Annotated in this window: 19 protein-coding genes; 14 read left to right on the top strand and 5 right to left on the bottom strand. The window is 42.3% G+C overall.

Going from position 1 to position 24,179, the window contains the following annotated elements; translation table 11 throughout:
- Positions 1-152 precede the first annotated feature (152 nt).
- The 3 genes from MH215_RS17535 (at position 153) to MH215_RS17545 (ending at position 7,416) form a co-directional block, all read left to right on the top strand.
- The gene (locus MH215_RS17535) at positions 153-5,237 is read left to right on the top strand and encodes a pectinesterase family protein (RefSeq protein ID WP_239292061.1); all 5,085 of its coding nucleotides are present in this window, start codon (positions 153-155) and stop codon (positions 5,235-5,237) included.
- A gap of 34 nt (positions 5,238-5,271) precedes the next feature.
- A complete protein-coding gene (locus MH215_RS17540; protein ID WP_239291869.1) occupies positions 5,272-6,873 on the top strand; it encodes a glycoside hydrolase family 43 protein in 1,602 nt (533 codons plus the stop codon).
- A gap of 288 nt (positions 6,874-7,161) precedes the next feature.
- A complete protein-coding gene (locus MH215_RS17545; protein WP_239291870.1) occupies positions 7,162-7,416 on the top strand; it encodes a hypothetical protein in 255 nt (84 codons plus the stop codon).
- Positions 7,417-7,540: 124 nt separating this feature from the next.
- On the opposite strand, the gene MH215_RS17550 is transcribed toward MH215_RS17545, so the two are convergent.
- Complete coding sequence (locus tag MH215_RS17550) at positions 7,541-8,071, bottom strand: hypothetical protein (protein ID WP_239291871.1); 531 nt, start codon at positions 8,069-8,071, stop codon at positions 7,541-7,543.
- 159 nt (positions 8,072-8,230) lie between these two features.
- Here MH215_RS17550 and MH215_RS17555 point away from each other — a divergent pair, with 159 nt between their 5' ends.
- The 5 genes from MH215_RS17555 (at position 8,231) to MH215_RS17575 (ending at position 13,313) form a co-directional block, all read left to right on the top strand.
- Positions 8,231-9,619: a beta-lactamase family protein gene (locus MH215_RS17555; RefSeq protein ID WP_239291872.1), complete on the top strand. Its 1,389-nt coding sequence runs from the start codon at positions 8,231-8,233 to the stop codon at positions 9,617-9,619.
- Positions 9,620-9,927: 308 nt separating this feature from the next.
- Positions 9,928-10,983: an AraC family transcriptional regulator gene (locus MH215_RS17560; RefSeq protein WP_239291875.1), complete on the top strand. Its 1,056-nt coding sequence runs from the start codon at positions 9,928-9,930 to the stop codon at positions 10,981-10,983.
- Between the two features lie 52 nt (positions 10,984-11,035).
- Positions 11,036-11,827: an SDR family NAD(P)-dependent oxidoreductase gene (locus MH215_RS17565; protein WP_239291882.1), complete on the top strand. Its 792-nt coding sequence runs from the start codon at positions 11,036-11,038 to the stop codon at positions 11,825-11,827.
- Positions 11,828-12,142: 315 nt separating this feature from the next.
- On the top strand, positions 12,143-12,733 hold the full coding sequence (locus MH215_RS17570) for an SMI1/KNR4 family protein (protein ID WP_239291884.1): 591 nt from the start codon (positions 12,143-12,145) through the stop codon (positions 12,731-12,733).
- Between the two features lie 82 nt (positions 12,734-12,815).
- Complete coding sequence (locus tag MH215_RS17575) at positions 12,816-13,313, top strand: SMI1/KNR4 family protein (protein ID WP_239291886.1); 498 nt, start codon at positions 12,816-12,818, stop codon at positions 13,311-13,313.
- Positions 13,314-13,480: 167 nt separating this feature from the next.
- Here MH215_RS17575 and MH215_RS17580 read toward each other — a convergent pair whose 3' ends face one another.
- The gene (locus MH215_RS17580; RefSeq protein ID WP_239291888.1) at positions 13,481-14,395 is read right to left on the bottom strand and encodes a LysR family transcriptional regulator; all 915 of its coding nucleotides are present in this window, start codon (positions 14,393-14,395) and stop codon (positions 13,481-13,483) included.
- Between the two features lie 125 nt (positions 14,396-14,520).
- Here MH215_RS17580 and MH215_RS17585 point away from each other — a divergent pair, with 125 nt between their 5' ends.
- The gene (locus MH215_RS17585; protein WP_239291894.1) at positions 14,521-15,681 is read left to right on the top strand and encodes an MFS transporter; all 1,161 of its coding nucleotides are present in this window, start codon (positions 14,521-14,523) and stop codon (positions 15,679-15,681) included.
- Between the two features lie 342 nt (positions 15,682-16,023).
- Positions 16,024-16,824, top strand: coding sequence for an HAD family hydrolase (locus tag MH215_RS17590; RefSeq protein WP_239291899.1), 801 nt, complete (start codon positions 16,024-16,026; stop codon positions 16,822-16,824).
- 81 nt (positions 16,825-16,905) lie between these two features.
- Here MH215_RS17590 and MH215_RS17595 read toward each other — a convergent pair whose 3' ends face one another.
- Positions 16,906-17,802: an AraC family transcriptional regulator gene (locus tag MH215_RS17595; RefSeq protein ID WP_239291900.1), complete on the bottom strand. Its 897-nt coding sequence runs from the start codon at positions 17,800-17,802 to the stop codon at positions 16,906-16,908.
- A 135-nt stretch (positions 17,803-17,937) separates the two neighbouring features.
- Here MH215_RS17595 and MH215_RS17600 point away from each other — a divergent pair, with 135 nt between their 5' ends.
- The 3 genes from MH215_RS17600 to MH215_RS17610 all read left to right on the top strand — a co-directional run bounded on the left by MH215_RS17600 (position 17,938) and on the right by MH215_RS17610 (position 20,837).
- Entirely contained in the window at positions 17,938-19,302 is a 1,365-nt protein-coding gene (locus MH215_RS17600; protein ID WP_239291901.1) for an MATE family efflux transporter, read from the top strand.
- A gap of 70 nt (positions 19,303-19,372) precedes the next feature.
- Entirely contained in the window at positions 19,373-20,002 is a 630-nt protein-coding gene (locus MH215_RS17605) for a sugar O-acetyltransferase (RefSeq protein WP_239291902.1), read from the top strand.
- Between the two features lie 490 nt (positions 20,003-20,492).
- Positions 20,493-20,837, top strand: a complete 345-nt coding sequence (locus tag MH215_RS17610) for a winged helix-turn-helix transcriptional regulator (protein ID WP_239291904.1) — start codon at positions 20,493-20,495, stop codon at positions 20,835-20,837.
- 30 nt (positions 20,838-20,867) lie between these two features.
- Here MH215_RS17610 and MH215_RS17615 read toward each other — a convergent pair whose 3' ends face one another.
- Positions 20,868-21,485: a GNAT family N-acetyltransferase gene (locus MH215_RS17615; protein WP_239291906.1), complete on the bottom strand. Its 618-nt coding sequence runs from the start codon at positions 21,483-21,485 to the stop codon at positions 20,868-20,870.
- A gap of 163 nt (positions 21,486-21,648) precedes the next feature.
- On the opposite strand from MH215_RS17615, the gene MH215_RS29260 reads away from it, so the two are divergent.
- Positions 21,649-22,953, top strand: coding sequence for a helix-turn-helix transcriptional regulator (locus MH215_RS29260; protein WP_239291908.1), 1,305 nt, complete (start codon positions 21,649-21,651; stop codon positions 22,951-22,953).
- Between the two features lie 93 nt (positions 22,954-23,046).
- Here MH215_RS29260 and MH215_RS17625 read toward each other — a convergent pair whose 3' ends face one another.
- Complete coding sequence (locus MH215_RS17625) at positions 23,047-24,177, bottom strand: GerAB/ArcD/ProY family transporter (RefSeq protein ID WP_239291910.1); 1,131 nt, start codon at positions 24,175-24,177, stop codon at positions 23,047-23,049.
- Positions 24,178-24,179: the final 2 nt, after the last annotated feature.

Here is a 24,179-nt window from a genome sequence, read left to right on the forward strand (position 1 = left end):
GTTTTCGCATCTTTTTACTGATAACGCTTACATTATTTTGAGGAGGTGATGCCAGATCACAGAAAGGTTTATTGCATGAGCATTTGGTTCTCAGTGAGGTAACAATCTTCACCAATACATGTAAACCGGAGGAGGAAGATTCGTTGAAAAGAATGGTATCATTCGTATTGGTCGTTGCGATGTTATTCAGTTTGCTACCAGGTATGGTTGCTGCAGAAGATGAAGCTACTCCATTATTGCCCGCATTTCCCGGTGCTGAAGGCGGCGGTAAGTACGTGACAGGTGGTAGGGGAGGGTCAGTGTATGAAGTGACCACCCTCGCCGATTCCGGCCCTGGGTCACTTCGAGATGCTGTTAGTCAGAGCGATACCACCGTAGTATTCAGAGTGGGGGGAACGATTCATCTGGAATCCCCTCTGGCGATTACCGGTTCTAATATCACGATTGCTGGACAGACAGCTCCAGGAGAAGGAATTACTGTATCCGATTACTGGACTACTTTCCAAGCGGACAACATTATCGTCAGGCATATGCGCTTCCGGCTCGGGGATAAGCACCCAAGTGAAGATGACGTATTTGGTGGACGATATCACAAAAACATTATGATCGACCACTCCTCGTTTACTTGGTCTGTTGACGAAGTATTGAGTATGTACGCCAACGAGAATACAACTGTGCAGTGGTCTGTCATCGCTGAGAGCATGCTGATGACTACGCATCAGAAGGGGCGGCATGGATATGCAGGTATCTGGGGAGGGAACAACACCTCCTTCCATCACAACATCATTGCTCATAACGTGAGCCGTAACCCAAGATTTGCAGGAGCTCCTGGTTTTAATACCGAATCTTACAACAATATTGTCTACAATTGGGGGTTCTTCTCTGCTTATGGTGGTGAGGAAGGCAACTATAACCTCATGAATAACTACTATAAATACGGACCGAATACGTATCGAAACGCCCTGGATCAGATTTTCCTTGATGTTGCACCTGATACACGAATACATGTGAGTGGCAATGTCGTGGATAGTTATCCCGATGTCACAGCGGACAACTGGTTAGGCGTGGGAGAACTTGCGAATCCAGATTCCAAACTACTCTCTCCTGTGCAGATGGCTAATCCCGCATTGATTGATGATGCAGAAACAGCCTATGAGCAAGTTCTTGCAAAAGCAGGTGCAAGTCTGCCTAGGCGGGACGCCATCGATGCTCGAATCGTAAATGATGTGAAAAACCGCACCGGACAACATATTAATTCACAAAAGGAAGTTGGCGGTTACCTTGAGTTCGAGGAGACTGCTTCAGTTCTGGTTGACTCTGATCACGACGGTATGCCTGACGAATGGGAGATTAGCAAGGGACTCGATCCTAATAATCCTGCTGACCGCAATGAAATACATGAATCAGGTTATACCTATCTCGAAGTATATTTGAACAGCATAGCTGGCAATGGATCTATGAATCCTACGGTTACAATTCAATCTCCTGCCAACCATACCGTTCAGACTGAAGGGTCTTCCGTTGAGATCACCGCTTCTGCCTCTGATGTTGATGGTAGCATTGCCAAAGTGGAATTTTATCAAAATGATGTGAAACTGGGGGAAGATGATACGGCGCCTTACACGTTTACATGGGAAGATGTGCAGGATGGCACGCATTATCTCACCGTCCGAGCGATTGATGACTCAGGCACTTCAACGCAGTCCAACAATGTCACGGTACATGTTCACAAGCAGAACAGTATTACCCCTTGGTCATCCACCGATATTGGAGAACCGGGCATTACGGGTCATACCCAATTGGGAGCTAGCGATACTGATGTTACGGTAAAATCAGCTGGAGATATCAGTGGAGAGAAGGATCATTTCCACTATGCTTATCAAACCTTAGAAGGGAATGGCGAAATTGTAGCTAGAGTTGATCAGGTGACAGCTACCGATGATGGAGCCGAAGCAGGTGTCATGATTCGTAAAAGCCTGGATGCGTCATCTCCGTTTATTGCGGCCATGGTCACTTATGTGAAGGGTGGACAACAAGCGATTAGCCTCGTTCGTGATGGAGCGGGCAATGAAGTTGTTCATCAGGAAAAAGGCAGCATGGTCACACTCCCGTATTGGGTTAAGCTTGTGCGACTTGGGGATCAAGTGACTTCACTTGTATCCAAGGACGGTAACGATTGGTTTGTTATCGATTCACAATCATTCCAAGCAGACGAAACGGTCTACATTGGATTGGCAGCCGATGCTTCCAAACCGGATGATGAAGTTGATAAGCTAAATACATCTCTTTTCTCCAATGCATCTGTTCAGGAGTTGCCTGCTGATTTCCCAACAGCACCTATTGAACTTGTAGCTGAGCCAGATCTCAAGTCCATTAACTTACAATGGGATGAAGTGCAGAGTGCAGACTCTTATTCAATGTATAGAGCAGAGATACCTGGAGGGCCATACATGCTACAGCATGAGGGGATTACGACCACCAGCTACACAGATCCCAATCTTACTGTAGGTAAAACCTATTATTACGCAGTGAAGGCTACAAATGATCATGGCACAAGCTTCTATTCCAATGAGGCTAGTGCAGCAGCGGAAGGAGAGCCGGAGACCATCTATTACATGGATGATGACTTTGAGGATAATGAGATCAATACGACACCAGCAAATTACATTGTACAACCTGACCCACAGACACTTGACCTTAAAGTCGTTGTTACCCAGATCCCCACAGGAACTACAGGAAACGCGTCTACTAAAGCACTCATGTTATATGACAATGGTGCTGGGATCGCCCAATTCGTAAGATCATTTCCACCACAGCGGGGAAGTTTTGTGTTCGAGGCTGATATCATGTCTCAAGGTTGGCCGGGCACATCAACCGTTCTGCAATTGCAAAATGGAACGGGCAGTCGCTCCGCACTCTCCATCGAGCTACGCAAACCTTCTGCTCCGGTAGCAGAGGATCAATATACGCTAATATACAAAAAAGACGGCAAAGATCACAAATTAATGGATGCACCGGTCAATAATCAATGGTACAACTTCAAGATCGTTGGCAATGTAGCCTCGCAAAAAGCGGATATATACGTTGATGATGTGCGCGTCGCAGATGATGTGCCGTTCCAGGCCGATGTGACTGCCGACGGTGTAGGACGAATGTTCGCCAGAACACCAGGCACGGGTAAAGGTACGTTGTTCTATGACAATGTCAAACTCTATGTTGAACCGGTTAGTTCTCCTAAAGGTCTTCGTACCGAACCAGGCAATGGTATGGTGAGATTACACTGGGAGGAAGCGGACGGAGCTTCTACGTACAATGTAAAGCGCAGTATCTCGTCCGCGAACGACTATGAATGGATTGCTTCTGAGTTAACGGAGACAACCTACATTGACGAAGAGGTCACCAATGGAACGACCTACACATATGTCGTGACGGCCGTTGGTCCTTTGGGCGAGAGCGGTAATTCCAATACGTCTACAGTGACACCCTCGGAGGATGCTGTACGACCAGAAATGCCTGAGAATCTGATGGCTGTTGCGAGAAATGCACAAGCAGATTTAACGTGGGAAGAAGTTGAAGCAGCTAACCACTACACTGTAAAACGCAGTTTGCAGGCTGAAGGCCCGTATACAACTGTGTCGTCTCGTACAGCTGTTCCTACGTTTCGGGATGGGGGACTGGATAATGGAACGACCTACTATTACGTCGTATCTGCTACTGGTATCGGAGGAGAGGGAGCAGATTCTACCCCGGTTGCTATAACACCAACCATGGCTCTATCTACTCCCCAAGTCACAGTAGACTCTCTTCCCGAATCTGTTTCTATTACATGGAAAGCTATAGAAGGGGCATCGACTTATGTGATCAAGCGGGCAACGTCTGTGACTGGAACTTACGATGTCATTGCTGATCAGGAATCAGGAACTTCCTATATGGATGCAGGACTCGTGAACGGTAAGCCCTATTATTACAAAGTGAGCGCACTCGCTCAAGGTACCCGAAGTCTTGACTCCGCAGCCGCTGGCACACGACCAGCATCGGATGATGGTAGACCTCAAGCTCCATCAGAGATTCATGCTGAGCCAGGTGAAAGTACAATCACTCTTGCTTGGCAAGAAGCCGAGAGGGCTGAGGAATATGCAGTGAAACGTAGTGAGTCACCCGAAGGCCCATTCGTTACTGTAGCTTCCAATGTAAATGATACATCATTCTCTGATACACAGTTAATCAATGGCACTGCTTATTATTATGTCATTACGGCATTAAATGAAGTTGGCGAGAGCATGTCTTCCGCTCCAATATCTGAAATTCCTGCACCAGTTCTAACCGTGTCATCTGACGGAAATGCACAATATGAACAGGTTCAGGAAGCTATTCATGCTGTGCCAGACAATAGCACGCTTCCTACCATCATACGAATCAAGGATGGAATTTACCGAGAGAAGCTGGACGTACCGTCCAGCAAAAAACATCTACGTATTATTGGAGAGAGCCGGGAGGGCACTGTATTGATCTATGGTGATTCTGCCAGCACATTGGATTCATCCGGTAATGCACTCGGTACATCAGGTAGCTATAGCTTCCGGGTGCAGACAAACGATTTTACGGCGGAGCATCTGACAATACAGAATGATGCTGGCGACAATGCAGGTCAAGCGGTTGCTCTGCTCGCTCGTGGCGATCGTCTGGTATTCCGAGACGTTAGCTTGAAGGGGTGGCAGGACACACTTTATGTGAATGATGGACGACAATATTATGTGGACAGTTATATTGAAGGTGATGTCGACTTTATCTTTGGCAATGCAACGGCTTTGTTTGAGAACAGCGTCATTCATAGCTTAAGCAATGGTTACGTTACAGCAGCATCCACTGCGGAAGAGAAGACTGGTTATGTATTCCTGAATAGCCGCATTACTGGCGATTCTAGTCTTACTGGAACTATACCTCTTGGAAGACCGTGGAGACCTTATGCCAATGTAGTCTATATCAACAGCTATATGGATAATCACATTAGTTCATCCGGATGGAATAACTGGAGTAACCCGGATAATGAACGTACAGCACGTTTCGCTGAATATGCCAGTTACGGGCCTGGAGCGAATCCCAAAGCACGTTTTAACTGGACGACTCAGTTGACGACGGAAGAAGCAGAGAAATATCTGCCTGCCCAGCTCTTTGCCGGAGCAGATGATTGGAATCCAGCCGCAGAATTTTCATTTGTGCAAGAGAACGCTGATTGATAATCCATAACACTTAAATGAAGGAGAACTTGGCGTGAAAACATTTCGCAATCCCGTGTTGCCAGGATTTCATCCAGATCCATCGGCCATTCGTGTAGGAGAAGACTATTATCTCGTTACATCCAGTTTCGAATACTTTCCCGGCGTACCGTTATTCCACAGTAAAGATCTGGTTCATTGGCAGCAGCTAGGCCATGTTCTTGATCGTGCTTCACAGCTTAATTTGGATGGGATTATGCCTTCTCGGGGCATTTGGGCTCCAACAATTCGGTATCATAACGGCACATTCTATATGATTACTACATTTGTTGATAACGAAAAGAAGGAGCATAACTTCTATGTAACCACTACTGATCCGTCAGGCGATTGGTCTGATCCCATCTGGCTTGAAGATGCTCCTGGTATTGATCCATCGCTATTTTTCGACGAAGACGGCAGAGCATACTATACGGGAAACCGGATTCCACCTGAAGGTCAGGAATACCCCAAACATATGGATATCTGGCTTCAAGAGATCGATCTGGAGCAGGGTAAGCTAATTGGTGAGAAAGTAAGTATATGGCAGGGTGCGCTTAAGGTGGCTCATGCTCAGGAAGGGCCGCATATCTATAAGAAGGATGATTGGTATTACTTGTTGATTGCGGAGGGAGGAACTGGACATACGCATGCCGTGACCATCGCGCGTAGCCGAGACATCACAGGTCCTTACGAGGGGCACCGCGCCAACCCGATTTTGACACACCGACATCTGGGAAGAGCGTATCCGATTGTTAATGTAGGTCATGCGGAACTGATTGAAACACAACAAGGTGAATGGTGGTTACTATGTCTAGCATCCAGAATAGCCGGAGGATACTACCGAAACCTGGGTCGGGAAACTTTCATGGCACCCGTACAGTGGGAACAGGAGTGGCCTGTTGTTAGTCCAGGGGTGGGCAGGTTGGAGCTGGAAACGAGATCACCTAACCTGCCTGAAGTGCGGTGGCCAAGTGCGCCGATTCGGGACGATTTCGAAGAGAATTCTCTATCTCCGATATGGAATTTTCTGAGAACGCCGCGCGGAGAATTTTGGAGCGTGACAGAACGACCTGGGCATTTGCGCTTGCGATTGAAAAAGGAGCAGCTGACGGAACAGAGCAATCCTGCCTTTGTTGGTCGGCGGCAGCAGCACCTGATGTTCAGTGCATCTACACATATGGAGTTCATTCCCCAGCATGAAGGTGAAACCGCTGGTCTGACCTTATTTCACAATCAGAATAACCACTTCCGTATGGAGCTGGCATTGGAGCAAGGGAAATCCGTTATTCGCGTTGTGGAGCGGGAGGCTGGGGTAGACAAACTTCTGATTACTCATTCGTGGAGCGATCGTCATATTCAATTGAAAGTTGTTGGGCATGAACAGGAGTACAGCTTTTACTATCGTGCCAATGAGTATGCTTCGTGGGACGTGTTGTTCAAAAAAGCAGATGGTCGATTGCTTAGTACCGATCGTGCTGGTGGCTTCACTGGCACCTATATTGGTCTGTACGGAAGTAAGCAAGCAGATCCTAATTCTATAAAAGGATTGAATCAGGTCGACGATTATCAGAATCCTTCATATGTCGATTTCGATTGGTTTGAATATGAAGAATTATAAGACGCTATCAAGTTTGATTTATCTCTTTCCATTGATACCTTTTCATTGATAATCTATAGTGAATTAATTTCAATGTAGTTAGAAGGTGTTGGTCTGACGAGCCACGCCTTCTTTGATTTGTTAGCGATATGAGTGTAAAGGAATATAAATCTGAGATTCCAATTATAAATAAATGTCGGATAAAATAAGAAAGGATGGGAAACGGTGGTTGGAAGCCAAATTAGTAGTGTGCAAAGTGTCATGGATTGATTACAATAGAAGCATTACAGACTAAGGGATGAATGTACAATGGTCCAAGAAGACAGCGTATTTGAACAGATTATGAAATCGAAGAGATCCAAATCGATCAAGGCTACAACAGGTAAGGTTAGTCCAGTTCCAAACAAGAAAACATCTCTAGAACAATTAAATGATTTGGATATCCGACACAAAAATGTAGAAGCCGAATCAGTAGAACCAAGTATGCCGCATAGACGGTTACTAGAAATCAGGAGAGAGCTGAGTCAAATTAGGAAATTAAAGAAAGAAGATCATATGTTATAAGCTCGTTTAGAAATACATACGATGGTAAGTAAATTCATGTTACACCGTGGTTGTAATCAGGTATTCGGATCACTAGTAAGTCGTGAGGTCATTAAGACTCACGACTTTTTATATGCATGGAGTGTTAATTCGTAATAGAGAGAATACGCCATTCTGAATCTTCTTTTTGCATAAAGTATAACTTAGTAGTTTCATCTGTTTGTAAGGGAGACTCATTGAAATACACATTTTTTTGTTTAACAAATACTTCGATGTTTCCATCTTGAAGCACATTAAACCACGGCTCATCCATCGAAATAATTGCACCGTACACTTGACTGAATTCTCCCTCGTGAACCGCGTGTTCTTGGACATAGGCTGAACGTACTGCTCCAGCATCAAACTCCAGTATACCTTTCATATTTCGATTCAAGGTCTGCACAATTTGCAGCTCATCCCCCTCATAGTGGCTCTCATCTATGTAATGAAAATTGACGATCTTCGCTGCATCAAGAGCAGCTGCAATTTCTTCTTTACTGGTGTAGCCGACTAGATTGGATTCTTCTTGTTGAACAGGCTCACTAGTAGAAGTAGATATAACTTGAGAGTCAGAAGAAACGGAATAACTAGTCAACATACAACCCATTAGAAGAACTACAATCCATAATTTTGTCATGACCAATCCTCCTTATGTATACTCTACTAAGTTATAAACGTCTACAGTAATGAAATAGTTACCCTGTACTTGTTCAGTTTATTGTTGAGATGAAAGGGGAATCTGGCCAGCTCGTGGAATTATATCCAAAACAGATAAAGTGGGAAGAGGTCGATGTCCATGGCAATTGAAGAACGAATCGAAGCTATTATTAAGCGTTTACAACCCGAAACTCATCTTCAAAATAAATACGGTCAAGAAGCAACGCTTAAAGAACGAATGAGGTATTACAACACACCAGGGGTATCTATTGCAGTTATCCATGATTTCAAACTGGAATGGGCTCGGGGATTCGGATTATGCGAGGCTGGGAAACCTGAGGCTGTCAACGAGACTACACTCTTCCAAGCGGCGTCGGTCAGCAAGCCGATTTTTGCTTTAGCTGTTATGCGATTAGTACAGGAAGGGAAATTGGATCTGGATCGGGACGTGAACGAGTATCTGACATCTTGGAAAATACCCTCTGTTTCCAGCTGGCAGCCAAAAGTCACACTGCGGCAATTATTGAGCCATAGTGCGGGCGTTACGATTCAAGGATTTCCCGGTTATGAAAGAACCAATGAACTTCCCACACTAGTACAGATTCTGAATGGACAGCCTCCAGCAAATACCTCATCTGTGGAGGTTAATATGATTCCAGGATTGCAATTCCGATATTCCGGAGGGGGGACGACTATCGTACAACAACTTGTTGAAGATACGTTGAACCAACCCTTGGATGAAATTATGAGCGAGTTGATATTCAGCCCGTTGGGCCTTATGAATAGTACATATGAACAGCCATTGCCTTCCCACAGGCATGAGTCTACCGCGACGGGACATCCTTGGAAAGGTAAACCCTTGTCTGACAAGTGGTACGTCTATCCAGAGATGGCGGCAGCAGGTCTCTGGACGGTACCCTCAGATCTTGCTCGTATAGGCATCGAATTGCAATCAACATTGAAACATCATTCGAGTAGAATTCTTTCTGCGGATACACTTAATGAAATGTTAACTGCCCAGATTGAGAATCATATGGGGCTAGGCTTTTTCTTAGAAGGTGAAGGGGAAGGAAGTCGTTTTGGTCATAACGGCTGGAATGAAGGTTTCGTATCCCGATTTGTTTTATCCAAACATCATGGTTATGGTGCCGTCATTATGATTAATTCAAATGAAGGTAATGCATTGCTTGGAGAAATCGAGCACGCTATTGCGCGCGAATATGAATGGCTCGGATATTCTCCTGACCAAATAAATGTGGATGTATCGTCGAATATACTTAAGGAGTACGTAGGCGATTATAAAGCAACACCCGGACTACATGCTTCCATCAACCTAGAAGGTAATGACTTGGCATTACGAATACAAGAACAGTCCCCAATCCGACTGTCTCCCAAATCGGAGACGAAATTTTCAACAGAGGGGCTGAATACAAGCGTTGATTTTGAACGGAATGATGATGGTCAAGTTGTGGCACTTCATATTCATCAAGAGGGAAGAGCTTTCCGTTTGGATAAAACAATTGACTAAGTTTCGGAGCAGAATTGCAGAATAATTATGTCAGCATATCGATATTTGGGTCTGGAGAAAAGGCTATCCATGAGGATAGCCTTTTGTGTAACCCTTGGCGTTTGTATACGCTTAATGAACTGAAAATGTCCAAAACTCAGAACAATTACTTCTTCGCAATTAAACGTATTGGCACATGATATGCTCCAATTAACGATGAGATTGAGCATGGCGCAATGTGTTAGTAGGTTGTCATGTTATGCTAGTTACATATTAGAACCTTAGGCGTATCATTAAATTTGTAAGTCAGCAGAAGGAGGTGCACATGAATGACAAGCGATTCCTTTGAACGCATTAAGATGCCATCGGGATTCTGGGAAGGACTACGTCAGATCGGCATTAACCCACATGATGTAGCACGCAAGGCCGGTTTACCTCTTACGATTATTTCCGATTCAGTGGTGAATATCACTCAATATTATGCAATCTGGCAGGCATATTCAGATCTCGCAGGTGATATTGCTCATGGCATGATCCAACTTGCAACCATTTATGAGGTAACGAAATATCCACCCCCTATATTAGCCACATTTCACGCACGGGATTATCGTGATGCATTACAACGGATGGCTCGATATAAACAGCTGTGTCCTCCAGAAAGTTTAGAGATGATTGAAGATAGCGAAGAATGCACCATAGATCTGCAATGGTTGGTTACCGATCAAGCGTGTCCACCGCTTCTGGTGGGCATTACGCTAGCATTCCTTCTCGAATTGGGACGACGAGGAACAGGCCGGCATCTGACGGCTAGAGCTGTAGAGTTTTCACAGCCGATGGGAGACAATCAGGCTCTTGAAGATTACTTTGGATGCCAGGTTCGAACGGATGCCAATCGCAATCGTTTGACATTACATCGGAAAGATCTGGATCTTCCTTTTCTTACTTATAATGAAGAGTTACTTGAAATTCTGACCCCTGCACTGGATCGCACGTTACATGAACATCTAGGGAATCGTTCCTTCTCGGAGACGGTCAAATGGATTATGAAGCGTAGCTTCAGCGCCGGACGTCCTGATGTACACATGGTCGCCAAGGAACTTGGTATGAGCAATCGGACTTTGCAGCGTCGATTAACCGATGAGAGCACCAATTTCAATCATCTGCTCACGGAAGCAAGGCATGAACAGGCACGGGTATACTTATCAGATTTATCACTTGATATCAAGGAAGTGGCATTCCTAATCGGATATGAAGATCAAAATTCATTTTACCGTGCATTCCGCACCTGGGAAGGCGATACGCCCGCTAATTGGCGCATTGAACATGCGGAGGGGGATGCAAACTCAGGAGATCATCCTTCATTTTCAGGCGGACACACTCATTAATCATCAATCATCGAGAACCAAACAACTAGAACAGACAAGGGAGAATACGATCATGGACATGGGATTGAATAATAAAACGGCATTGGTAACAGGTTCGACGAAAGGAATCGGTAAAGCCATTGCAATCGAATTGGCTAAAGAAGGTGTAAACGTACTGATCAATGGACGAAATTACGAAGAGGTAGAACGTGTTGTAAATGAAATTAAGTCTACTTATCCTGATACATTTCCTCAAAATGCAACAGCCGATATTGTTAATTCTGCAGAGCGTCAAGCATTATTTGAGAAGTTTCCACAAGTTGATATTCTGATAAATAACACCGGAATTTATGAGCTGATATCTTATTATGATATAGATGATGCCGTATGGGAAAAATACATTCAGACCAACGTACTATCTGCAGACGCGCTAACCCGATTTTATTTGCCTACCATGCTAAACAATAGTTTTGGCCGAATTATCTTTATTGCAAGTGAAGAAGCGGTGATGCCTGGACATATGCCGCAATATGCTGTAACGAAATCCATGTTGCTTTCTTTATCCAAGAGTTTATCCAAATTAACAGTAGGCACGGAAGTCACGGTCAATACGATTATGCCTGGACCAACACTTTCAGAGAATGTACAACAGATCATTGAGAGCGTCATACAGGATGAGAATATGACCTTTGAAGAGAAAGAGAAAACTTTTATGGCCGCGAATCTTCCGCAATCGGAGTTACAACGCTTCATCAGACCAAGCGAGATCGGCAGACTTACGACATTTGTTTGCAGTCCATTTGCAACACCATTTAAAGGTTCACCGATTCGTATGGATGGTGGAATAGTTCCGACGATTCACTAATCATACTTAAGTAGATTGACATACTTCATAACTTTTACGGACAGCCGATAGGGTTTATCGGCTGTTTTTTTGTGCTGTCCCAGGATTTAAGCATGTGCTCGTTGAAGTCTTGTAATGTTAACTAAGTTTAGTTAAGTTGCAATCAAGTTGCCAACATAACTGGAGCATTACTGGGTAAAGATGGTAAACTGGACTTGATATAAACGATGGAATGGAAGAACAGAATTATTTATTTTAACAAAACAATGGTTTGACTTCATTTTATCTGTCTATTTAAGCGAAATTTCTATTATATTTAATTGGGAGGGCAATACCATGGATTTGGTAAACCAATTTTTAACTGGCTTAAGAGCAAGGTTATCAGCAGAAGAACTTGATGATCTAAACACAGCACATGGTGCTGCACAAGAGGATATTGATACATTGAGGGCACAGTATCCTGATTGTCCAGAATCGTTAATCCGTTTGCTAGAAAATATAGATGGTACATATTGGAGGAAGTACGGAGATAAAGAAATTACGGTCTGCATTCTAGGCTCTGATGTTGAAGAAGGTCGATATCCATATTATTTACTTTCCACCGAGGAAATGCTCAAAAGTTCGAAACAAGAGGAAGATGTGTCCTATCTATTGGAATATGAAGAGGAAGAGGAGGCCGTTGACCCTAAAATAAATTCAGAGGGGCTGCTTCCAGGTAAATATATTCATTTCTCAGATTGTATGAACAATGGGGGGACATCAAGACTTTATATTGATTTTAACCCTTCTAATCTAGGGGTTAAGGGTCAAATCATTCGCTTTTTGCATGACCCAGATGAATATGCTGTAATTGCGAACAGTTTTGATGCGTATTTACAAATGCTTATAGACGGTGAATATGTGTATCTAAGTGAAGACGAAGATTAAAATTGACCAACAATGACAACCGTATAAATGTGAACCAATTCCAAGAGTTAAAGCGAGTCTATTAGGGGGAAGAAGGTGCACTGTGAGAAGTACATTCCATGAATTTATACTTTGGGCTGAAACCAATGGTTGGACAATTCGCTCCGAGTCGAGTCATGATTTAAATTTGGATGCTAATGTGAGTACAAGATACAACCATATTCCTAATGAATATTTAGATTTTTTACGTGTTGTTAAACAATGTGTCTCACCTAGTGAGCAGACATGGTTTCTGTGTGAAAATGAATATAATCATAGCACAGATACAGCGTTTCAATGGAACGAATTCGAATTACTCAGCTTGGAGGCAGCAGACGGAGATGACCAATGGACATCTGAGATTAAGACATGGTGGGATCATTATCTACCGATCGTTATCTCCGTTCATGGGGGCTATTCCTTCTATGCAATTGATTTATCCAACGAACTAGGTACAATCGTGCGTGGAGAAGAACCTGAATTTGAAGAAGTCACCAAAGTGGCAGAGCATCTTGATGAATTTTTACAAGGTATTATGTCGAGTTCAATAGTTCTAGAGTGAGCTGATATGATAATGTAATAATCCCAGATATTGAGGGTTAAGAATATAACCCTATCGAAGTCGCTATTTGGCGGCTTTTTTGTTTTGGTTTAGCCAGTTGAAGTTGTTCAGGTGAAGCACTCCAACTATAGAATTCACGACGGTAAGAGCAATTATTTTATGCTTATTTAACCTCGCAATTCCAAGTCATCTCTAACCCCTCTGGATTTAAAGAATTCAATAAGCGATTCTGTTAACTGCTGCTGTACCTTGCTGATGAACCGATCAGCATAATAGGTTAACTCCAGATGACGAATGGGAGCAGGGTCAGCTATAGGGATTGATACGATATGTGACCATTCCGGATGTTGTTTTAGTAACTCTTTTGGTTGAATGGTCGCACCGATGCCAGCCTCCACCAATTGTAATAAAGAGGAAGCGGATCCTACCTCCATGACAGTATTTAGCTCAAAGCCTTGCTCCCGACAAACGTTATCCACCAAATCTCTGCCCAGATACCCCTTCGGGTACATTACCAGAGCATGCTGAGTCAGTTCTTCGAGCGTAATTGCCTGCCGCTTCGCCAGTTCACTCGCTGAATGAACAAACAATTCGTAAGGCTCGCTTCCTAGTGGAATTTGAACCAGACGTTTGTCTAAAGAACCACTCAGACCAATTCCAAGGTCTACTTTATGTGCTAGGACTTCCTCTCGGACGAAGATCGTTGAGAATGCTTGCAGGCTAGTTTCAGGATAACGGTTCTTGAAATCAACGAACAACGGGACGAGTTGGAAGTCAAGATCGGAAGGTAATACAGCCAGCCGAATGGTTCCACGATTCTCGGATCGCAACTCTTTAATCGCATTCTTTGCATCCATTTCAGCCTGGAGCATCTTCATACCATATTGATGAAGTAGCCTTCCAGCCTCGGTTGCCACTACTTTTTTGCCAATTCGATCAAAGAGCGGCATACCTACCTCTGCCTCAAGCAAGCGAATCTGCTGGCTAAGCGTAGGCTGTGAAATTCCGAGTAACTCTGCGGCTCTCGTGAAATGAAGATGCTCAAAGACAGCTATAAAATACGTAATGTTCCGAGTATCCATAGATGTTTCCTTTCTGCTTTTCATAGTATTTTACTATCATAATAATACGAATTATTGGATTGATCAATGGATGTTGCCCGCTTATACTCATAGTGACTTCAACACGAATGGAAAGGAAGAGTCATATGAAAAAAGCATTCTATTTATTCGCTCTGTTTATAGCGGCTTTGAATCTACGTCCTATCATTACATCGGTTGCCTCTATGATGGGTGTTATTCAATCCGAGCTAGGCATAAGTGCTTTAACGGCTAGCCTACTGACTACACTGCCCGTCCTATGTATGGGACTGTTTGCCCCAGTTGCCACAACACTAAGCCAACGCTTTGGTTTGGAGCGGACACTATGTATTGCGTTAATGCTCATCACCGTGGCTACGATCATGCGTGGTATTAACGAATCTGTCACAATACTCCTTGGTACTGCTTTGGCAGGAGGGATCGGGATCAGCTTCGCCGGACCTTTATTATCTAGTTTTATCAAAAAATATTTTCCAACGAGTCCTGGTGTTGTTAGTATTTACTCGGTATCAATGACAATTGGCGCAGCACTTGCTTCGGGCTTAACCATTCCAATCTATGCTCAAAGTGAGAATAACCTGCCATTGGCTATGTCATGCTGGGCTGCCTTAGGGATTGTCGCTCTAATCATATGGATTGCACTAATAAGGCAAAAACAACATTCTGGCAACAAGACTCGGCGTCTCAGACTACCGCTTGGTAACAAAAAAGCAATTCAATTCACCTTGTTCTTTGGCTTCATGGCTAGTATGTTCTATGCCTTAACGGCCTGGATTTCGCCCATTGCTCTAAGTTTTGGGTACAGTTCGCAATACGCCGCAATGCTGCTGACCGTGTTCACCCTGATTCAGGTTCCGATTGCTTTGTTGGTTCCAGGGATCGTGAATCACACAGGTAATCCTAAACTACTACTCGTCTTGTGCAGTGTATCAGAGCTTATCGGTCTGGTATTACTTCTATTATCGGCTCCCATGCTCCCAGCCGTGCTTTTCTTAGGAATCGGTGCTGGCGGATTATTTCCTCTAGCGCTGATGCTGCCCATCATGGAAACACGTACTGCAGAGGAAGCGGGAACCTGGTCGGCTATGTCACAGATGGGAGGTTATATTCTGGGTGCTTTCGGACCACTTTTTACCGGATGGATGTTCGATCTAACAGGTCAATTTAACGCTTCCATTATAACCATGCTGGTCATTGTGATGTTAATGATTGGTGTTCAGTTTTCCATGAATTTAGGAAAAAAGGTCGAAGAGGGGTCTTATCAATAGTAAATAGCTTACAATATCATAGAGCTTCTGAAGCCATCGCCGTAACCATTCACAGGATAGAGTTGCGGCGATTATGTTCATGTTACGGCAGCTTCTATTTGTATCATTATTAATTTAAAGAGCTTCTAGTATCATGAATTCAAAAAAAAATGTTGACATGAAACCAGTTACATATCTTAATCTTGCTTTGTAGCGAGAGATCACATTCATAGTTGAAGTCAACACATGATAAACCTTTTTTTGGACACTTATTAAATATCCATTATAAAGTGTCTAAATAAAGAAGATCATCTCAATCAAATAGGACAAAAAGGACATACTTAAAACATGGAGGTCATAACGATGATTAAACTGGTAGTTACTGATTTAGATGGAACGTTTCTGAACAATAAAGGTTCGTACGATGTCGAGCTCTTCAAAAAAGTGTATGCAGAAATGCAGCAAAAAGGAGTTACTTTCGTCGCATGTACCGGGAAACAATGTGAACGTGTAGAGAAATTGTTTGATGAGCATGGCAAAGGGGTTTGGATCCTGGGTGACAGCGCTGCTCGAATTAAAAAAGATGGTGAAGTTATTAAAGAGTTCAGCATGGACAAGGATCTTGCGTTGAAGGCGATTAATCGAATTCAGGACTTCGACAAAACGATGACTCTTATCGTATGTGCAAGCGATGCTGCTTACGTTCATTCTTCCATTTCAGAAGATATGTACAAAGTGGTTAAAGGCTCCTATGAGCGTGTAATTAAAACAGATTCCTTTGAAACAATTGAGAGTCGTTTTATCAAAATTACGGTCTTTGATACAGAAGGTCGCAGTACAGCATTAAGAGCGCATGTGGAGGATACGTTGAGTGGACAAATTTACATTGTTGACTCGGAGTCTAAATGGCTGGATATTACGGCATTGCACACCCACAAAGGAGAGACCGTTAAGAAACTGCAAGAAATGTTGGGTGTCACGTACGACGAAACGATGTCATTTGGTGACGGTGAGAATGATGTGGAACTTATGGCCATCGCCAAATATAGTTTTGCAGTAAGTAATGCTTGTGATAATACAAAAAAAGCAGCGAGCTTTATTACGAAATCCAATGAAGAGAATGGCGTTCTTCTAACGGTTCAAAAAATACTGGATTTGCAATAAGACTGGTCTACCCACAGGTATTGCATGTTCAAAATGTCAGGGCAATCTTATGATTGCCCTATTTTTATTGGATAAGAAATGTTACTTGGAGTCGTTGATCGTCACTTGTTTGCGATAATGCTGTGGAACTACGCCCATCTGTTTACGGAAAATGGATGAGAAATAACTAGAGCTTTGAAAACCACAAGCAAGTGCAATTTCACTTATGGATCTCCGTGTTTCTTTTAACATTTCGCAGCTTTTCTGAACTCGATATTGGGTGACATAGTTGCTCGGCGATTGACCCACATATTTGTTAAACAACTGGCAACAACGGCTTCTGCAAACAGCTCCAGCGGATGCGATCTCTTCAAGCGTTATCTTCTGATCATAGTTCTGGTGAATGAAATGAGTCATTTCCTGAACATGCGTTAGTACGCCAGGTTGACCGGAAACGGGCTTTAACTGATCGCCAATTGTAGCACACAACGATAACGCTTGGGCTACCAAACGAAGTGGATTGGGGTGTCGTTGCTCCGTGTGCATTTCCCGATAGAGTTCCTGAATGGACAGTAATACATCTTGTTGCCAGTCCTCCTGATTCGTGAGCACAACAAAATCAGCCATCTTGGAACTGAACTTCTCCTCCCAGTACGTTTGGATATATGAAGCTTTCTCACCAAGGATAGAGGGATGAATAACGACCACGAGGAACGAACAATCGTCATGATCCGCAATGGCGTAACCATAGTGCAAGCGTTGGCTATTCACAAAAAGTCCATCCCCTTGATGCAATCGAGTGATACTTCCATTCACAGAGAAATCCATCGTTCCTTTTAATACATATATAAACTCCAGATCCACGTGCCAATGTGCAACTGCTGCATGATTATTAAATTGATGAAGGCTTCCCTTGCGGACATAAAGCGGTAACTCAGGAAGATTATAATCCAACCGTTTTGATAAATCAGAGAACACCTCTAAGTCTAAGTCTGTCATTGAGAATCCCTTCTTCACACAAATGTGTACGATATTGATAAAAGTATAGCCAATATTGATGGAAACAACAATCATTGTATCCTATTCTTATATTATGCAAAACAACAGAGAGGATCGATATAGGTGAGAAAACGCATGCAACTTCAAGGTTTCGGCAAACGAGACTTTAATCGAGAGTTAATATCGCTTGTGATCCCCATTGCACTACAAAACCTAATATCAGCAACGGTGATATCTGTTGATGTCATTATGTTGGGTATGATAAGTCAATCTGCAATGGCAGCCGTATCACTCGCAGGACAAATCACGTTTACATTAACATTGTTTTACATGGGATTGTCAGCGGGGGCGAGTATCCTCACGGCTCAGTATTGGGGGAAGAAGGATACACCCACCATACAGCGCATTCTTAGTATTGCCTGCGTGTTCTCCTTAGGGATATCGATTCTGTTTTTCTTGTCTTCTTTGTTGATTCCCGACGCACTGATGCACTTATTCACCAATGATTCTGAACTGATTCAATATGGGTCAAAGTTTTTACAGTTTAATTCCTTTTCTTACCTTGTGATGGGATTATCGCAGATGTATCTCAGTGTGATTCGAAGTATGGAAAATGCAAAACTCACTGCGTGGATTAGTTCTTTATGTTTGGTCTTAAACATTATATTTAATGCCATTTGCATTTTTGTATTATTCCCATCCCATCCGGAACTTGCGATTGCGGCAGTAGCTCTTGCCACGGTATTGGCACGTATGATTGAACTAGCATGTTGTGTGATTCATTCCATAACAAAAGGATCTATTCGCTTTCGTTTACCGGTACGTGACCGTATTCAGCGTAATCTATTAAAGGATTTTTTGAAATATACGCTGCCAGTACAGGGGAATTATATCGTATGGGGAGGAGCACTTACCGCTACGGCTGCCATTATAGGTCATGTGAACTCCGATATGGTAGCAGCGAACTCCATCGCATCTGTAGTTAAAAACTTGGCTGTTGTTCTCTGTGGAGGTATAGCTACCGGCGGGTCTGTGTTGGTTGGAAAGTATCTGGGGCAGGGTGAAATGGATAAAGCGAGGTATGCGGGTAACAACATGTGTTATTACGCATTAATTTTTGGAATCATAGCCGGTTGCACAATTTTGCTCATTAAACCTATGGTCTACTCCATCGTTAATTTAAACCCTGCTGCTCAAGGTTATTTGGATGGGATGTTATACATTAGTGCGTATTACTGCATTGCAAAATCGTTTAACTCCACAACCATAGCGGGTATATTCCCGGCTGGTGGAGATTCGAAGTTTGGATTATGGTGCGACACAGTTGTGATGTGGCTTATTATCCTACCCCTTAGTTATCTGTGTGCTTTTGTTTGGCACGTGTCTCCCATTTTCTTATATATCGTCATCAGCTTAGATGAATTAATTAAATTACCTATTGCTTTCACTCGTTATCGTCAATTTAAGTGGCTGAACAACTTGACTAGAAACTTTACATAAACCTGATTATCACAAAGGATTATGTAATTTACTCTTATAAATATTAGCTTTTCAAAAAGGAGAAGATGGTATGAATATTCAGGAACGTATGGCAAGCAAACAACTATTTACAGATCACGATGCGAATTATCCGAAAGAGGCTGCGGATTTAGCCAAAACACGTCAGCGTGGCAAGGCACTGTGCTATGAAATTAATAATTTGCATCCAGATGATGTTGAAATGCGAAAAACGCTAATGAAACAGCTTTTTGGTAGCATGGGCGAGAATGTATGGATGGAACCTCCGCTCCGCATGTCATACGGATCAAATACCACCGTTGGCAACAATGTATATATCAATTTCAATCTAACCGTGGTGGATGACTATAAAGTAACCATTGGGAATGATGTCATGTTTGGCCCAAATGTAACGATTGCTGTAACGAGTCATCCGGTACACCCTGAGAAGCGCAAAGAAGGCGGGATGTTTGCACTACCCGTCGTTATTGAAGATGGAGCGTGGATTGGAAGCGGAGCGATTATTCTACCAGGAGTCACGATTGGCGGGGGAAGTGTCATTGGTGCGGGTAGCGTCGTAACGAAGGATGTCCCTGCACACGTAATCGCTGTGGGCAATCCGTGCAGAGTTCTTCGTGAGATTAACGAACAGGATCGAGAGTTCTACTATAAAGACATGCGTTTTGATCAGGTTGAATGGTAAAAGAAGGACATCTACCTTCTAGAGAGGAGTTTGTCTATGTATATTATTTATTCTATTGTCGTATTGATAGCTCTGTTTTTTGTCATTAGAGCCCTTGTCCATACCCGCCGAACCCACTTGATCGCTAATAAAATGAAAAAAAAGTTTGAACATTATTATAATGAAAATGCCTATCATAATGATCAGCATAATGACAGGATGTAATTCAGAATATTAGGAGACTATCGTTTTTAGAAAAATGAAGAAAGCAACCGACCCAATGAGTCGGTTGCTTTTGTTTTGCTTGTGGTTAGGTGCCCGTAGACATGAGACATGATATGCTACCGCAACTGTATGCAACTATTCTTGATGCCATTGAATGAACGCCTCGGCGTAACAAATAAGTTGTAATGACACAATTATCACCATTTGGTGACTATATCACTAAAAAGTAGGTACTGTTCTTCTAGTAACTTTTAATTCATAATAGATTGGAGAGAGGGTGTATGATATGAAAACGTATTACTGTGAACTGGAAGTGACATTAGAGGTTATCGGAGGAAAGTGGAAAGGACTTGTTCTATATTATTTAATAAAAGGACCTAAACGGACGGGAGAGCTTAAGCGGCTCATGAACAACATTTCACAGAAGATGCTGATTCAAACTCTTCGAGAGCTAGAAGCAGACGGATTAATTCATCGGAAAATGTACAATCAAGTACCGCCAAAAGTTGAATATTCAACAACAGAGCTGGGTCAATCCCTTGAACCCATTTTGAAATTGCTATGTGGATGGGGCGGGCAATACGCAGAGCAATCCTATGCTCCAGGTGAAATTGAGATTTTGTATCCATAACCAGTAGTTAAAATCCGAGGTGTCGGGAGATTAGGTGTGACTGTTGATTTCTACACATTTTTGCATAAATATTACTTTTTTGAAGCCAGCTTTTACAGTAAATGAGCCAGATGTAAGTTCTTTTTTGATCTTATAACCGAAACGCTCATATAATTTCTGTGCTGACGGATTTGTATCAACAACTTCAAGATTTATTTTAGTAATTTGCATCGTTTTTGCGAGCTGCTCTACCTCATTTAATAACAGTTTACCTATTCCAGTTCCACGCGCTTTTTCAGATACTGCAATAGGATCAATCTGTAATATATCCTCGTTGTACATATGGAACCTTAAATACAAGGTATAAAAGAAATATCGCCACATCGCTGCAAAAGGCGGATAAACCTTCTGAAATGCCTTATATTTCGCAGGTGCAAAGGCTTTTTTGCCTAGATTGTAACCGAGAAAGCCAATGACTTCTTCATTTCGGATTGCATAGATGCCTTGTTCAAATTGAATAGATTGAGCTAATAGCTCAACGGCTTGTTCTCTCGTTTTGGTAAAAAACCAAAGGTATTTTACTTTCAATGGAAAAGCTTCGTAAAATAAATTAGCCACTTGTGCTTGTTGCTGTGGATTCAGCTTCAATGTGATTTCAATTTGTTCCACGGTAATCACCCAACTTTCATTTTAAATTTCATTGATGTTCTATAGTTCATTTTCCTAAAATGAAGCTGAGAGAACAATTCACATTTCTTAGAGGTTAAGGTGCATTTCTTAGATAATATCTGTGATTTAATTATCATCGTTAAGTTGAAAGGAGGAAATTAAGGTGAGCAGTAATCAGAACCAAAGTCCTCCCTTAAAAGTGGAATTCTTAAGAATCAAAGATGAACCGTTTCGTTGGAGTAATTCCATTGAGGTAGTCATTGTATTGGAAGGGAGCATTCAAGTTGCCATCGCAGACGAGAATAGAATATTGAGTGTTGGTGGACTAGAAATCTTCAATATCAATCAAGTTCATCGTTTGTCACATATCCATGAAGATAATTTGGTGTTACTTATCAATATTGATGCTGAATTTGCTAAGGATCACTGTTCAGATTTGTCCAAAGTCTGGTTTGCACACGAATTTGGCCCTGGAACATACCTAGGCTCAGAGCGAGTCAAAGAAATAACGGAAGCGATCTGCACGCTAATAACCCCAGTGGTAAACAACCAAAGTGAGCTACGTTTTTTAAATTCATTGCATATAATCGAACCATTGTTGGATCTGCTTATTGGGAATTTAGATGTCAAAAGAATATTCGAAGGCAACCCAATCAAGTTACAACGAATATGGAAGATCTATGATTATTTATTTAATAACCACGGTTACACCAACAAAGCTTCTCTGAATGAAATTGCTGAGATGACAGATGAGTATTTGAATTTAGATTATTTATCGTCACAATTTAAGTTGTTAATCGGAGATACATTGCAAAATTTACTCCATTACTTACGCATCGAGCACGCGATAAAACGATTATTAACGACAAATTTAAGTCTCGTTGATATCTCAATCGAGAGTGGCTTTTCTTCTCCAAGATATTTTTATCAAAAGTTTAATAAGATTTTCCCAGAGGGACCCAAAGAATTTCGCCATGTAAATAAAAAAAAGCAAGAGATGATGGAGCACTGCAGAGAAATCATTGATCCTGCATTCGTTCTTCCAAGACATGATGGGTTATTTCATAGTCACGAAACTGTAAGCAATGTACCAAATAAATGGATTAATCTTGATCTATTTGGGTATTACGATCCGAGATCAACTTCTGTATATATGATTGAAATTGCTGACTTAATCATAAGCAAGTCAGATAACAATTTTAATCGGATTCTTCAGGTTCATGATATAAGTTCGTATCAAGTTTTTGGATTCGAAGAACCTTTTGATTTCACCTTTAACAAGGATGTACAATCACTAACGTGGTTTATGAACCAGTTTAGCGATAATGATATTCATCCTGCATTTATTGTGGCAGCAGATAGCAAACTTATGTCAGAACAGATAGCAGCAATACAACGATTGATTGAAAATTACGCCCTTATCTATGGAGCAGAACATTTAAAAGGATGGAGGATTGAAATTCGATAACGCCAACCAAAGAACGCAGAAAAATGGCTAAATCAAACTCGGTGTGTAGGGTTCATGTTGGCTCTGAGATTTTGAACGTTAGGCAGTAAAGTATCAAATACGGTTTTGGCGGTTCTCTCCTGTATTTTGGGATGCTCTTAACCTTTTCTTTTTTTGTAGTAGCATAAACGCCAGTAGTAGAAGTGGAATAAGGATTTGAAAGAAAGGGGAAACCCACTTAACTGAAACGTTAAGCCCCAGCCATATATACTCCGTGTACCTGGGTGACAGAAAGGATAGCAAGTAAATCGTTATGCCTGTAGGTATGATTAATAATTTGTATTTTATGTTTGTAATCCGGCTTAAACCTGTTACAGCACCAATAAAAAACGCAGCCATCTTGATACCTAAACCTAAAAAAAGGACTAGTGCAAAAAGGGCATCCATCCTCTCTAGAACTCCAGCAAATTGAATGAGCTGAATGGTTTCAAGTAAGGGGGTTGAAGCATTGGTAGCTATGGATGGTCCAAGAACAATGATATTGATTTGATTTATTATGGTTAATATTATGGAGACTACACCATATGCACTCAAAAGAGCTTTATTAAACTTGGAATCATGTTCGGTGAGTTTAAAAAATACTAAGAACAAGACAGACTGTCCAAAGGGAAAGGACACAATCTCCGGGAAGGATGCGCTCCATACAGGTGGTAGGCCTTTTTCGAGAATGGGTTGCATATTTTCAACGTGTAATAGACCCGCTGCGGTGATTAACACGATCAACACCGTGTAACTGACAACAAAAATGGGAAAAAGGATGGTACAGGTTCTCATAAGTACTTCAGGACCATATCTTACCGTGTTTCCAACGACTAAGATGGCCACAAGCATGATAAAGGCGATAGGCGTTCTATTTAATAAAGTGAGAACCGTCACTTCTCCCATGTCGCGTAAATTGCGGGAAGTTTCGTACATAAAATAGATAGCAAAAAAGAATCCTAGTACGTTGCCAGGTATTTTACCGATATAATATTGTAGGAGCTCGTATAAGTCTTTGCCCTTATCCAATTGATGTATCCAAAGATACATCAAGAAAAGGAAAAAACCTACAGTTGCCGCGATGAGCATAGCTATCCATGCATCCTGTTTAGCGGTTCCTCCCAATAGAAATAACGTGGTGCTCCCTACTTCAAACACGCAGAAAGTGACAACCAGATCAGATAATTTCGGGGTTAATTTGCTCAAGA

Source organism: Paenibacillus sp. ACRSA (assembly GCF_022346845.1).
Taxonomy (GTDB): domain Bacteria; phylum Bacillota; class Bacilli; order Paenibacillales; family Paenibacillaceae; genus Paenibacillus.